The following is a 12560-nucleotide window of genomic DNA, read 5'->3' on the forward strand; positions in this document are numbered from 1 at the left end:
GTTAGTATCCGCTGTTCTTCGGCGGGCGGGTCCCGTCGTGGGGGATCGGGGTGACGTCCTCGATGCGGCCGATCTCGAGGCCCGCGCGAGCGAGCGCTCGGATCGTGGCCTGCGCGCCCGGACCCGGGCTGCGCTGGAGGTTGCCACCGGGGCCGCGCACGCGGACGTGCACGCCCTCGATACCCTGCTCTTTGAGGTCTTCGGCGAGCTGTTCGGCCATCTGCATCGCGGCGTACGGCGAGGCCTCGTCACGGTTCTGCTTCACCACGGCACCGCCGCTGGACTTGGCCAGCGTCTCGGCGCCCGTCTCGTCGGTGACGGTGAGCAGCGTGTTGTTGAACGAGGCGTGCACGTGTGCGATGCCCCACTTGTCGTCGGCTTCGTTCTCTGCCATTGGATTACTCCTGGTTGTCGGCGCGAGCCGGGTGGAGCTCGTCGTCCAGCGGGCTCGTCTCGTCGAACGCGACGTCGTCCTCCTCGGCGACTGCGACCTTCCGCGACGGCGCGGTCACGCGGCTCTCGCCGACGATGACGTGGCCGTGGGTGACGAACTGCCGCGCCTGCTGCGGCGTGTTCGCCAGCCCCTTGCGGTAGGCGACCGTCTGGAGGCGGCGTTCGAGGACGTCGGTGACGTCGAGCGAGAGGACCGCGTCCAGCTCGTCCGCGTCACCGAGGATCCCGTAGCGCCGGAGGCGGGCGACGAACTCCTCGCCCTCGTCGCCCTCCTCGGTCACGCGACCGAGGAGCTCGCGAGCCTCGCGGCGGTAGGAGCGCAGTTCGGACTGCGCGCGCCAGAGCTCCTGTTTGTTCTTCAGGCCGTAGCGGCTGAGGAGATCGGACTCCTCGGCGATCCGCTCGCCCTGATAGGGGTGGTTCGGCGTCTCGTAGAACTTGGTGTTCTCACCGGGAAGCGCCATTATTCACCCTCCCCCTCGGCTTCTTCTTCCATCTCTTCTTGCAGGGCCTCGACGTTGACACCGATGGTGCCCTCGGTACGTCCGGTGGACTTCGTGCGCTGACCGCGGACCTTCTGTCCGCGCTCGTGGCGCACGCCCTTGTAGGATCGGATCATTCGCATCCGATTGACGTCCTGATTCCGTGTGAGGGAAACGTCGTTACCCGTGATGTGTTCTGTCTCGCCGGTGTAGAAGTCGTTCCGGCGGTTCGCCAGCCATTCTGGAGCTTCGTCGGCGAAGTTCTCCACGGCCTCGACGATGCGCTCGATGGGCTCGTCGTCGAGACGGCCGAGCGTGGCTGTTCGATCCACGTCGGCGTTGGCGGCGACCACGCGGGAGACCCGGCGGCCGATGCCGTCCATCTCGGAGAGGGCACGCTCGACGGTCTTCGTCCCGTCGAGGTCCGTCTGCCCGATCCGGACGAAGTATCGGATGTCCTCCTCCTCCTCGTCCGGCTCCTCTTGTTGTTCTTCGCTCATGATTGTCTCGTGTGGAGAGGCGTCGTGGCGGGGATTTGAACCCCGGAGGCGGTGAGCCACAGAGTTAGCAACCCTGCGCCTTGACCAGGCTAGGCTACCACGACCCGCTCGGTGGTTTACTGTCGCCCTCAGCGGACTCGGGACCCGGCGTCCCTACAGTGACTACACTCACACCGAGCCCCCGACCCTACTTAACTATCACGAAACGCCGGAACCGTGTGAGCTAGCGACGGGGGAGCCAGTAGACGGCGAGGACGACCGCCCAGATGGTCGCGACGGTGGCGAGCACGTCGGGATCGGTGCGGTGGAGGTGCCAGAAGAGCGCGATCAGCGCGACGGCGGCGCCGAGCGCGCCGACGGCCGGAACGACCGCGCTCACGAGCGAGTCGCGTCTGGTGTACGCGACGGCCGAGATCACGCCGAAGATACTGATGAACGCCCCCGAGGCGAAACTCGTGATCGACTGGAGGCTCCCGTAGACGGTGAGAACTGCCGTGAGCGTCCCGAGAACGAGAAGCGCACGCACGGGCGACTCCGTCCCCGGGTCCGCGCTCCGCTGGTGGCCGACCGACGCTGCCACACGCTCGTCATCGCCAGTCTTGGGGACGTTGTGCGCGGCGTCCGCGACCTGCTGGCTGAGGCGGGCGGCGGAGAACAGCGTCGCGTTCAGCGCCGAGGCCGTCGAGAGCACGGCGGCGACGGCGATCAGGGCGAAGCCGACCTCGTGGAAGACCGGACGCGCTGCGTACGCGAGCGCCGTCTCGGCGTGTGCGGCGATCGTCTCCGCGGAGAGCAGGTTCGTCGTGACGACGGCGACGAGCACGTAGAGGAGCGTCGTGAACACGATGCTCACGTAGATCGCCTTCCGGACCGTCGCTTCCGGGTCCTCGATGCTGTCGAGGTCGAAGGTGAGGAGCTCCCACCCCTCGAAGGCGACGAACGAGAGGGCGGCCGCGGAGACGACGCCGCCGCCGACGTGGTGGAGCCCGCTCCGGAGGGTGCCCTGCGTGTAGCCGTAGTAGACGCCGGCGACGCCGACGACGAGCAGGATGGCGACCTTCGTGGCGACGAGCGCGTCCTCCGCCCGGCCCGAGGCCCGCGCGCCGACGACGTTCAGGCCGACGAAGGCGACGACGCCGAGCGCGGACACGAGCGGTCGCGCGGGTATGCCGAGGACGGTCTCGACACCGACGAGCTGGAGCGCGTAACTCCCGAAGGCGTAGGCGTACATCGCCATCGTGCCGACGTAGCCGAACGTGAACACCCACCCGATCACGCCGGCGAGCCACCGCTTCCCGGTGAACTCCGCGACGTGGTCGACCGGACTGGCGACGGCGTCGTCGCTCTCCGCGATCAGGCGGACGAAGGAGTAGCCCGCACAGAGCGCGAGCGCGCCCGACGCAACGAACGCCAGCCACGCGGCCGTGCGCGCGTTCGCCGCGACGACGCCGAGAACGGCGAAGATGCCGCCCCCGACCATTCCGCCGACGGCGAGCGACACGGACTCGGAGAAGCCGATCGTCTCGCCCATACTCGCCGACGCGTCGGCGGACACCAAAGAACCCGGGGTCGTCGGGGGTGCGAAACGGCGGAGGCGGTCGTCCGGCGGGGCGCCGACCTAGTCGTCCGCGATCGGGACGTCCGCGGGCGCGTCGATGTACTCCTCGTTCACCGTCCACCCGCCGTCGCCGTCCTCGATCATGTACTCGCCGTAATAGGGGACGCGGTTCCGCACGGTCTCGCGGAACGTCGATGCGATCTCCCCGCGCGTCATCTCGCCCATCGAGCGCAGGTCGTCGTTGCGGTTCAGACACCCCTTCAAGTATCCTTCGTGTGTCACGCGCACGCGATGGCAGTTCGCGCAGAACTCCTCGTTGCCGACGGGGTCGACGATCTCGATCATCCCGCCGTCGACCCAGTAGCGCTTGCGGTCGTGCATCTCCCGGCTCTCGACCCGGTCGGCCCGCCCCGCGAGCCAGTCGTGGACGGCGTCGATGTCGACCGCCCACTCGGGCTTTCCCACCAGTTCGGGCATGAACTCGATGAGCTGGAGCTGGAGCCCGTCGTTCTCGGCGACGTAGTCGACCATCTCCGGGACGTACCCCTTCGTCTCCTCGAAGAGCACCATGTTGAGCTTCACGGGGTCGAGACCGGCCTCGACGGCGGCCTTGACGCCCTCGATGACCCGGCCGTACGCGCCGGATTGAGTGACTTCGCGGAACGCCTCCTCGTCGAGTGCGTCCTGCGAGACGTTCACGCGATCGAGGCCGGCCTCGACGAGCGCGTCGGCGCGCTCCGGGAGGAAGGTGCCGTTCGTGGTGAGCGAGACCTCCATCGAGTCGGGCGTCCGGCGGACGATCTCCTCGAGGTCGTCGCGAAGCATCGGCTCGCCGCCCGTGAACTTCACGGCGTCGACGCCGAACCCCTCGACGACGTCGAGGAAGCGGACGACGTCGTCCGCGCTCATCTCGTGGTCGCGCGCCGCCATCGGGCCGCGGGTGTCGCCGAGCCCCTCGTTGTGGCAGTAGACGCAGTCGAAGTTACAGCGGTCCGTCAGCGAGACCCGGACCCCGGTCACTTCGCGACCGAACCCATCCTCGAGCATGCGGGGATATGGCACGTCCGGACGGATAAGGACGCGGGTAGGGGCGGCGGTGCGCGCTATGTCCCGGTGCGCGCGCCGGCGTTGCGAACCGCTTATGCTTTTAGGTCCGCCTAAGAAACGCATGGGAAACGGGACCGAATCGTCCGTCGACGTGGCCGTGGTCGGCTGCGGGCCCGCCGGCTGTGCGGCGGCGCTCTGCACCGCACGTGACGGCCTCGATACCGTCGTTTTCGACGGCGGCGACGCCTCGATCGAACGCTGTGCGTACGTCGAGACCTACCCGGGGTTTCCGGCGGGCATCGACGTGCCGACGCTTCGCGCACTCCTCCGCGCGCACGTCGAGACGGCGGACGCGCGCCTCGTGCGCGAGCGCGTCGCGGACGTCACGGACTCCGAGGGCGGGTTCCGGATCGAGACCGCGGCGGGGCGCACCGTGGCGAGCGAGCGCGTCGTCGCGGCCACACCTCTCGACGCGGACTACCTCCGCGGCCTCGACGACGAGGTGGCGATGTTCTCCACGCACGTTCGCGAGACGGGGACACACCAGCGCTTCGACGGCACGTACGCGGACGCGGACGGGCGGACGCCCATCGATGGGCTCTCCGTGGCCGGGGGATTGGCGGGCCGGGGTGATCAGGTCCTGCTCGCGGCCGCGGACGGGATGCGCGTCGGCCGGCGGCTCGTCCACGGGGCGCGCCGCGAGTTCGGTTACTGGGAGGCCGCACTCCCGCACAAAGACTGGTTGCGCCGGATACCGGACGCGGACGACGACTGGGAGGAGGAGCGCGACTGGGACGAGTGGTTCGACTATCACCGCCTCCCGGACGGCGAGCACGGGATGGACGCGGAGCGCGTCGAGCGCGTCCGCGAGCGCGAACTCACGCTCGTCGCGGCCGCTCGCCTCGACGACGCAGCGATAGAGGCGCGCACGAAACGCGGACAGCGTCGACTCGCCGCGCACCTCGACGACGAGGCGCTCCTCGCGACACTGGACGACGACGTCATCGACGTATACGCTCGTGAGCGTGGGCTCGGCGCGATCGAGTGAGAACGAGTGTCACAGAAACACCTATAGTGTTTTAGGCTAGCCTAAAATCATGGGGTGCGGAAGCGACACCAACCACGCACCGACGCGACGGGACGCTATCAAGGGCGGGAGCGCCGTTCTCGGCGGCGGATTGCTCGCCGGGTGCAGTTCGAGCCGTCGCGAGCCGGACGCGACCGCGACGGCCGAGGCGACCAGCGACGGCGCGACGACGGAGGACGTCGACCCCTACGAGGTGACGGTCCGACCCGGCGGGACCGGGACGTTCGACGACCTGCCCGAGACGTACGCCACCATCCCCGGCGTCTGGATGGATCTCGCGATGGGGTTCGGCATTCCGCCGAAAGCGGTCGCGTCGTTCAATCGCATCTCCCTCGACTACTACGACGCCCTCCCCGGGGTCGAGTTCGACGCCGACGACGTCCTCACGTTCGGCACCGACGGCGAGAGCGGGAGCTACGACAAGGAGGTGCTCTACGAGATCGACGCCGATGTCCACCTCATGGACCCGCGACTGCTCAAGCGCTACTCCGGGTGGGACGAGGGCGACCTCGACGAGATCGAGGCGAACGTCGGCCCGATCCTCGGCTCGTTCATCCGTTTTCCCTACGGGGGACGGGACCCCTACTACTCGCTCTACGAGGCGTTCGAGAAGGCCGCGGAGATCTTCCAGCGGCGCCAGCAGTACGAGGCGTGGGTCGACCTCAAGGAGGAGGTGTACGCGACGATCCGGTCGCGCGTCCCCGATGAGACGCCGACCGTCGCGGCGTTCAACTTCCAGTTCGCCCCCGACGACGGGAAGTTCCATGCGGCGAACGTCTACGCGCCGCGTAACGATACGCGGAGCCTCCGTCTGCTCGGCGTCGAAGACGCGCTCCCGGCGGGCGAGTACGTTCCGAACGCCGCAATCGGCTACGAGGAGCTTCTCGAACTCGACCCCGACTACATCGGCTGTATCGGTGACCTCTCTTACCGGAGCGAGGCGGAGTTCGAGCAGATGATCCAGAGCGCGCAGAGCCACGAGACGGTCGGGACGCTTCGCGCGGTGCAGGAGGGGAACTTCGTCCGCACCGGCGGGAAGCGCATGGGCCCCATCGTGGACCTCTTCTCCGCGGAAGCCACCGCGAAGCAACTCTACCCCGAGGAGTTCGGCGAATGGCCGGGCTCCATCGACGAAGTCCCCGAGGACGAGCGCCTCTTCGACCGTCAGCGCGTGGCGGACGTCGTCAACGGTGAGCTCTGAGAGCGGACACGAGCGATCGCGACCGCCGGCGCCTTCGCGGCGCGTCGCGGTCTCGATACCGTCGTCTCGAACGGCGAGGAGTCCTCGCCGTTCGGGCTGACGACGGCCACCGGGAGTCGCGCGCCCGACCTCGACGTAGTCTATCGACCAGACTCCCGAAAGCGGCGGCGCGACCGGGCGTCACAACCCTTATTCACGCGACGGCGCCTAACGGCCCCATGAACGAAGCGGACGTCGAGGAGGCGCTGGGCGGTGTCGCGGATCCGGACCTCGGTGAGGACATCGTCACCGCGGGGCTCGTCAACGAGGTGTCGGTCGAGGACGGCGTCGCGCACGTCTCGCTCGCCCTCGGGACGCCGTACTCGCCGGCGGAGTCGACGATCGCCGATCGGGTCCGCGAAGCGATCCGCGACCTCGGCCTCGAACCGGAGCTCTCGGCCTACCACCCCGAGCAGGATTCGGGCGCCGAGGACGACGTCCTCCCGAACGTGAAGAACGTCATCGCGGTGGCGTCCGGGAAGGGCGGCGTCGGGAAATCGACGGTCGCCGTGAACCTCGCGGCGGCGCTCTCGGATCGCGGGGCGCGAGTCGGGCTCTTCGACGCCGACGTCTACGGGCCGAACGTCCCGCGGATGGTGTCGGCGGACGAGGCCCCGCAGGCCACCGAGGAGGAGACGCTCATCCCCCCGGAGAAGTTCGGAGTGAAGCTGATGAGCATGGCCTTCCTGACGGGCGGGGAGGACGACCCCGTGATCTGGCGCGGCCCGATGGTGCATAAGGTCCTCACCCAGCTCGTCGAGGACGTCGAGTGGGGCTACCTCGACTACCTCGTCATCGACCTCCCGCCGGGGACGGGCGACACGCAACTCACCGTCCTCCAGACGATGCCGGTGACGGGCGCGGTGGTCGTGACGACGCCGCAGGACGTGGCGATCGACGACGCGCAGAAGGGCCTGGAGATGTTCGGCACCCACGACACGCCCGTGCTCGGAATCGTCGAGAACATGAGCACGTTCGTCTGTCCCGACTGCGGGTCCGAACACGACGTCTTCGGGAGCGGTGGCGGCGAGGCGTTCGCCGCGGAGAACGACCTCCCCTTCCTCGGCGCGATCCCGCTCGATCCCTCCGTCCGCGCGGGCGGGGACCGGGGCGCGCCGGTCGCGCTCGACGAGGAGAGCGACGTCGGCGCGTCGTTCCGCGACCTCGCCGGTAACGCGGCCGATATGGCCGGGATCCTCAACCGCCGGGCGCTGGACTGACGGCGTCGGCTAGCGGCGGATCTCGCCGAGAGGGTATCTTTCATAATTTTTCCTTGGTAATGGATAGCAAACGATTTAGTGAGTGCCGTGCGAAAATTTTCCTAGCGTCCCACGCAGGGGGCCAGGATATACACTATGACTGACGACGAACTCATCTGGCGAATCGCGGGCGGTTCCGGTGACGGAATCGACTCGACGAGCCAGAACTTCGCAAAAGCTCTGATGCGCTCGGGGCTCAACGTATTCACTCACCGGCACTACCCCTCGCGCATCCGCGGCGGCCACACGTACGTGGAGATCCGCGCATCGTCGGAGGAGGTCACGTCCCGGGGCGACGGCTACAACTTCCTCGTCGCGCTCGGCGACTCGTTCGCCCGGAACCCGAAGGAGAACGCCTACTACGGTGAGGAGGAGGTCAAGCCCCTCGCCGAGAACCTCGACGAGCTCCGCGAGGGCGGGGTCATCGTCTACGACTCCGGGCTCCTCGACACGGACGAGATCGAGAACTTCGACCGGCGGGTCGAGGAGAACGACTGGCACGTCTACGACGTCGACCTCCGCGGCATCGCCAAGGAGCACGGCCGCGAGATCATGCGGAACACCGCCGGCGTCGGCGTCACCGCCGCGCTCACCGGCCTCGACACCACGTACATCGAGGATCTGATGGGCGAAGCGATGGGCGGCGACATCCTGGAGGCGAACCTGAACGTGCTCCACGACGCCTTCGAGCACGTCCAGGAGGAGTACGACGCGGACGCCCACGACGTCACCGTCCCGACCGGCGAGCACGACGAGGAACAGGTCCTCGTCTCCGGGAGCCACGGGATCGCGTACGGCGCCCTCGACGAGGGGTGTCGGTTCATCGCGGGCTACCCGATGACGCCCTGGACGGACGTCTTCACCATCCTCACGAACCTGATGCCCGAGGTCGGCGGTATCAGCGAGCAGGTCGAGGACGAGATCGCGGCGGCGGCGCTCGCCGTCGGCGCCTCGCACGCCGGCGTGAAGGCCATGTCCGGGTCCTCCGGCGGTGGCTTCTCGCTGATGAGCGAACCCCTCGGTCTCGCGGAGATGACCGAGACGCCGCTCGTGCTCGTCGAGTCGATGCGGGCCGGCCCCTCCACGGGGATGCCGACGAAGCCCGAGCAGGCTGACCTCGAACACGTCCTCTACACGAGTCAGGGCGACAGCCACCGCGTGGTGTTCGCGCCCTCCGACCCGGTGGAGTGTTACGAGCAGACGCGGACGGCGTTCCAGATCGCCTACGACTACCAGATCCCGGTCATGGTCATCTACGACCAGAAGCTCTCCGGGGAACACCGGAACGTCCCGAAGAGCACCTTCGACGAGGAGCCCAACCCGGACCTCGGGAGCGTCCTCACGGAGGAGGAGCTGAAGGACCAGCCCCACGGCGAGACGGGGATCTATCACCGCTTCCAGCACGAGGGCGAAGACGGCGTCAGTCCGCGCTCCATCCCCGGGCAGAAGGGCGGGCGGTATCTCGCCACCGGGAACGAGCACACCCCCGAGGGGCACATCAGCGAGAGCCCCTCGAACCGGAAGGCGCAGGTCGATCGGCGTAACGAGAAGCTCGCGGCGATCCGCGAGGCCCTCGACGCCGACGAGCGCCAGGAGGTCTACGGCGACGAGTCCGCCGACTACGGCGTCATCTCCTGGGGCAGCCAGTCGGGCACCGTCGAGGAGGCCGTCGAGCGTCTGAACGCCGACGGCCACCCGGTCAAGGGGCTCAGCGTCTCCGAGATGGCACCCTTCCCGACGGACCTCCTGACGGAGTTCATCGAGAGCGTGGACGACGTGCTCGTCGTCGAGATGTCCTCGACGGCGCAGTTCCACGGCGTGATCCAGAAGAACCTCGGGCAGTACGGCGAGAAGCTCTCCTCGCTCCTGAAGTACGACGGCAACCCGTTCGAACCCGCCGAGATCGTCGAGGCGGTCGAAGAACACGGGAGCGGCGAGGAGCTCTCCTCGAACACGCGGTTCGAAGCCGCGGCAGGTAGTGATTAAATCATGAGTGCGTTTAGCGCAATCGGCGAGGAACGAGAGGTAGAACAGGACGAGTTCACGCCCAGCATCGAGCCCCAGCCCACGTGGTGTCCGGGCTGTGGTGACTACGGTGTGCTGAAGGCCCTGAAGGGCGCGATGTCGGAGCTCGGGAAGAACCCGGAGGAGATCCTCCTCGCGACGGGGATCGGCTGCTCGGGGAAGCTCAACAGCTACTTCGACAGCTACGGGTTCCACACGATCCACGGCCGCTCGCTGCCGGTCGCCCGCGCGGCGAAGCTCGCGAACGACGGCGTCGAGGTCATCGCGGCGGGCGGTGACGGCGACGGCTACGGCATCGGCGGGAACCACTTCATCCACACGGCCCGGGAGAACCACGACATGACGTACATCGTGTTCAACAACGAGGTCTTCGGCCTGACGAAGGGCCAGACCTCGCCGACCTCCCCGAAGGGCCACAAGTCCAAGACCCAGCCGAACGGCAACGCGAAGACGCCGCTGCGTCCGCTCTCGCTGAGCCTGACGGCCGGTTCGTCCTACGTCGCCCGGACGGCTGCGGTCAACCCGAACCAGGCGAAGGAGATCATCAAAGAGGCCGTCCAGCACGACGGCTTCAGCCACGTCGACTTCCTCACGCAGTGTCCGACGTGGAACAAGGACGCGAAGCAGTACGTCCCGTACGTCGACATCCAGGACTCCGAAGAGTACGGTCACGACGTTCACGACCGGCAGGCCGCCCAGGAGGCGATGTACGAGACGGAGAACGCCCTCTACGAGGGGACCGTCCTCACCGGTCGCTACTTCGTCGACGACGAACGTCCCTCCTACCAGGAGGAGAAGCGCGCGCGCGGCGACATGCCGGAGGGAAGCCTCGCGGAGCGCTACTTCGAAGACGGAGAGTGGGAGCGCTCCTACGACTTCATCGACCGGCACGCCTGATCTTCGGATTCGGAAGATATTTTTTCCGCGGTACCAAACGATACTGCGTGAGCAGTGATTCGACCGAGAAACGGATACTCGCGGCGCTGGAGGAGGACGCGCAGGCCTCGTACGCGGAGTTGGCCGAGCGGGCCGACGTCTCGAAGCCGACCGTCCGGAAGTACGTGAACGAACTGGAGGAGGCGGGCGTCATCGTTGGCTACTCGGCGGAGGTGGATCCGAAGAAGCTCTCCGGGCAGTCCATCGCCATGGTCGGCATCGACGTCGAGTCCGAGCGGTACGTCGAGGCGACGCGCGCGTTGAAGGATCTCGACTCCATCCGATCGCTCTACACCTCCTCCGGCGACCACATGCTGATGGCGGAGGTCCGCGCCGAGGACGGGAACGCTCTCGGCGACGTCATCAGCGAGGACATCCTCGACATCGACGGCGTGACGGCCGCCCACCCCTCGTTCCTGCAGGAGCGCCTGAAGTGAGCGACGCACGCACCCTCGCCGAGCGATCCGATACGCCGACGACGCCGGTCGCGGTGGAGACCGGTGCGGACATCGACGCCTTCGTCGCCGCCAACGACGTCGCGCTCGTCGACGTCTACCGGCCGGGCTGTACGCTCTGCGACGCCATCGAGCCGATCGTCGGCGCGGTGGCGAAGGCCTCGGGCGTCGCCGTCGCCACGTGCAACCCCCAACGCGACCTCGACGTCGTCGACGACTACGATATCCGCTCGGTCCCGACGCTCCTCCTCTTCGTCGATGGCGAGCTCGTCGGCCGCCTCGCCGAGGGGTTCCAGGGCACCGACGCCGTCTTCGCGTTTCTCGCCGAGCACCTCGATGCGAACCGCGACGTCCTCCCCGATGAGTACCGCTAGCGACCCGAGTGGTTTTCCACTCCCCGCCCGTACGCACCACATGGCCGTTTACGAACGCGAGTCGTGGGTGCGTGCGCCGCTCGATCGAGTGTGGTCGTTCCACTCGGGCGTCGGCGGGCTGGTCGCGCTCACGCCCTCGTGGGTGAACATGCGCGTCGAGCGCGTCACGGGACCCGACGGCGAGCCCGACCCGGACGTCCTCGATCCGGGATCGCGGGTCGAGCTCTCGGTCCGCCCCTTCGGCGTGGGCCCCCGGCAGGCGTGGACGTCAGAGATCGTCGAGCGGAAACGCGGCGACGGCGTCGCGTACTTCCGCGACGTCATGACCGAGGGGCCGTTCCCGGAGTGGGAACACACCCACCTCTTCTACGCGGACGGCGAGCGCACGCGCTGTCGCGACCGGGTGCGCTATCGGACGCCGACGGGGCCGCTCGCGCCGGTCGCGGACGAGGCGGCGAAGGTCGGCCTCGATGCCTTCTTCCGGTACCGTCACCGCCGCCTCCCGGCGCACGTCGAGTAGGCGGGCCGTCCCGGCGGGAACGCTTATCCGGTATGCGAACGCACGTCGCGACATGGCAGAGACGGACGTCATCGTCGTCGGTGGCGGTCCCGCCGGCCTCAGCACCGCGCTGTTCGCGTCGAAGAACGGGCTAGACGCCGTCGCGTTCGACACCGACGCGACGTGGATGCACAAGGCCCACCTGTTCAACTACCTCGGCATCCGCTCGATGGACGGCGACGTCTTCCTCGACCGGGCGCGCGAGCAGGCGACCGCCGACCACGGCGTCACGCTCCACGAGGAGACGGAAGTCACGGCGGTCGAGGCGGACGAGGAGGGGTTCGTCGTCACCGCGGGCGAGGAGCACACCGCGGACTACCTCGTGTTGGCGACCGGGGCGAACCGCGACCTCGCCGAGGAGCTGGGGTGCGACTTCACGGACGAGGACGTCGTGGACGTCGACGTGACGATGGAGACGAGCGTCGACGACGCGTACGCGACGGGCGCGATGGTGCGCGCCGAGGAGTGGCAGGCCGTCATCTCCGCGGGCGACGGCGCCGCCGCCGCGCTCAACATCCTCACGAAGGAGAAGGGCGAGCATTACCACGACTTCGACACGCCCGCCGACGTCTGAGGCGGGACGGG

Annotated in this window: 14 protein-coding genes and 1 tRNA gene; 9 read left to right on the top strand and 6 right to left on the bottom strand. The window is 68.1% G+C overall.

Annotation, left to right across the window (positions count from 1 at the left end):
- Position 1: 1 nt before the first annotated feature.
- The 6 genes from J2754_RS09970 to moaA all read right to left on the bottom strand — a co-directional run bounded on the left by J2754_RS09970 (position 2) and on the right by moaA (position 4040).
- Positions 2-394, bottom strand: coding sequence for a 30S ribosomal protein S11 (locus tag J2754_RS09970; protein ID WP_188871777.1), 393 nt, complete (start codon positions 392-394; stop codon positions 2-4).
- A 4-nt stretch (positions 395-398) separates the two neighbouring features.
- Positions 399-917, bottom strand: a complete 519-nt coding sequence (locus J2754_RS09975; RefSeq protein WP_211087311.1) for a 30S ribosomal protein S4 — start codon at positions 915-917, stop codon at positions 399-401.
- Positions 917-1435 (bottom strand): 30S ribosomal protein S13, encoded by a 519-nt coding sequence (locus J2754_RS09980; protein ID WP_211087312.1) that lies wholly within the window; start codon positions 1433-1435, stop codon positions 917-919. Before J2754_RS09980 ends, J2754_RS09975 begins: the two co-directional genes overlap by 1 nt.
- Positions 1436-1455: 20 nt before the next feature.
- Positions 1456-1539 (bottom strand) — tRNA-Ser (locus J2754_RS09985).
- Positions 1540-1658: 119 nt separating this feature from the next.
- On the bottom strand, positions 1659-2966 hold the full coding sequence (locus J2754_RS09990; protein WP_211087313.1) for an APC family permease: 1308 nt from the start codon (positions 2964-2966) through the stop codon (positions 1659-1661).
- A gap of 87 nt (positions 2967-3053) precedes the next feature.
- On the bottom strand, positions 3054-4040 hold the full coding sequence (moaA, locus tag J2754_RS09995) for a GTP 3',8-cyclase MoaA (RefSeq protein WP_211087314.1): 987 nt from the start codon (positions 4038-4040) through the stop codon (positions 3054-3056).
- 121 nt (positions 4041-4161) lie between these two features.
- On the opposite strand from moaA, the gene J2754_RS10000 reads away from it, so the two are divergent.
- The 9 genes from J2754_RS10000 to J2754_RS10040 all read left to right on the top strand — a co-directional run bounded on the left by J2754_RS10000 (position 4162) and on the right by J2754_RS10040 (position 12549).
- The gene (locus tag J2754_RS10000; RefSeq protein ID WP_211087315.1) at positions 4162-5088 is read left to right on the top strand and encodes an NAD(P)/FAD-dependent oxidoreductase; all 927 of its coding nucleotides are present in this window, start codon (positions 4162-4164) and stop codon (positions 5086-5088) included.
- 49 nt (positions 5089-5137) lie between these two features.
- Positions 5138-6328: an ABC transporter substrate-binding protein gene (locus tag J2754_RS10005; RefSeq protein WP_245332966.1), complete on the top strand. Its 1191-nt coding sequence runs from the start codon at positions 5138-5140 to the stop codon at positions 6326-6328.
- A gap of 218 nt (positions 6329-6546) precedes the next feature.
- Entirely contained in the window at positions 6547-7587 is a 1041-nt protein-coding gene (locus tag J2754_RS10010) for an Mrp/NBP35 family ATP-binding protein (protein WP_211087316.1), read from the top strand.
- Between the two features lie 135 nt (positions 7588-7722).
- The gene (locus J2754_RS10015; RefSeq protein WP_211087317.1) at positions 7723-9612 is read left to right on the top strand and encodes a 2-oxoacid:acceptor oxidoreductase subunit alpha; all 1890 of its coding nucleotides are present in this window, start codon (positions 7723-7725) and stop codon (positions 9610-9612) included.
- A gap of 3 nt (positions 9613-9615) precedes the next feature.
- A complete protein-coding gene (locus J2754_RS10020; RefSeq protein WP_211087318.1) occupies positions 9616-10548 on the top strand; it encodes a thiamine pyrophosphate-dependent enzyme in 933 nt (310 codons plus the stop codon).
- Positions 10549-10595: 47 nt separating this feature from the next.
- Positions 10596-11024 (top strand): HTH-type transcriptional regulator LrpA1, encoded by a 429-nt coding sequence (gene lrpA1, locus J2754_RS10025; RefSeq protein WP_188879437.1) that lies wholly within the window; start codon positions 10596-10598, stop codon positions 11022-11024.
- The gene (locus tag J2754_RS10030; protein ID WP_188879435.1) at positions 11021-11416 is read left to right on the top strand and encodes a thioredoxin family protein; all 396 of its coding nucleotides are present in this window, start codon (positions 11021-11023) and stop codon (positions 11414-11416) included. The genes lrpA1 and J2754_RS10030 overlap by 4 nt, the downstream gene beginning before the upstream one ends.
- Positions 11417-11456: 40 nt before the next feature.
- Entirely contained in the window at positions 11457-11936 is a 480-nt protein-coding gene (locus J2754_RS10035) for an SRPBCC family protein (RefSeq protein ID WP_188879434.1), read from the top strand.
- A 52-nt stretch (positions 11937-11988) separates the two neighbouring features.
- Positions 11989-12549: an FAD-dependent oxidoreductase gene (locus tag J2754_RS10040; RefSeq protein WP_211087319.1), complete on the top strand. Its 561-nt coding sequence runs from the start codon at positions 11989-11991 to the stop codon at positions 12547-12549.
- Positions 12550-12560 lie beyond the last annotated feature (11 nt).

Source organism: Halarchaeum nitratireducens (assembly GCF_017874695.1).
GTDB classification, from domain to species: domain Archaea; phylum Halobacteriota; class Halobacteria; order Halobacteriales; family Halobacteriaceae; genus Halarchaeum; species Halarchaeum nitratireducens.

Coding starts and splice junctions, on each gene's coding strand:
- J2754_RS10040 (WP_211087319.1), top strand. CDS start 11,989: ATGGCAGAGACGGACGTCATCGTCGTCGGTGGCGGTCCCGCCGGCCTC.
- moaA (WP_211087314.1), bottom strand. CDS start 4,040: ATGCTCGAGGATGGGTTCGGTCGCGAAGTGACCGGGGTCCGGGTCTCG.
- J2754_RS10015 (WP_211087317.1), top strand. CDS start 7,723: ATGACTGACGACGAACTCATCTGGCGAATCGCGGGCGGTTCCGGTGAC.
- J2754_RS09980 (WP_211087312.1), bottom strand. CDS start 1,435: ATGAGCGAAGAACAACAAGAGGAGCCGGACGAGGAGGAGGAGGACATC.
- J2754_RS09990 (WP_211087313.1), bottom strand. CDS start 2,966: ATGGGCGAGACGATCGGCTTCTCCGAGTCCGTGTCGCTCGCCGTCGGC.
- J2754_RS10010 (WP_211087316.1), top strand. CDS start 6,547: ATGAACGAAGCGGACGTCGAGGAGGCGCTGGGCGGTGTCGCGGATCCG.
- J2754_RS10035 (WP_188879434.1), top strand. CDS start 11,457: ATGGCCGTTTACGAACGCGAGTCGTGGGTGCGTGCGCCGCTCGATCGA.
- J2754_RS09975 (WP_211087311.1), bottom strand. CDS start 917: ATGGCGCTTCCCGGTGAGAACACCAAGTTCTACGAGACGCCGAACCAC.
- J2754_RS09970 (WP_188871777.1), bottom strand. CDS start 394: ATGGCAGAGAACGAAGCCGACGACAAGTGGGGCATCGCACACGTGCAC.
- J2754_RS10000 (WP_211087315.1), top strand. CDS start 4,162: ATGGGAAACGGGACCGAATCGTCCGTCGACGTGGCCGTGGTCGGCTGC.
- J2754_RS10005 (WP_245332966.1), top strand. CDS start 5,138: ATGGGGTGCGGAAGCGACACCAACCACGCACCGACGCGACGGGACGCT.
- J2754_RS10020 (WP_211087318.1), top strand. CDS start 9,616: ATGAGTGCGTTTAGCGCAATCGGCGAGGAACGAGAGGTAGAACAGGAC.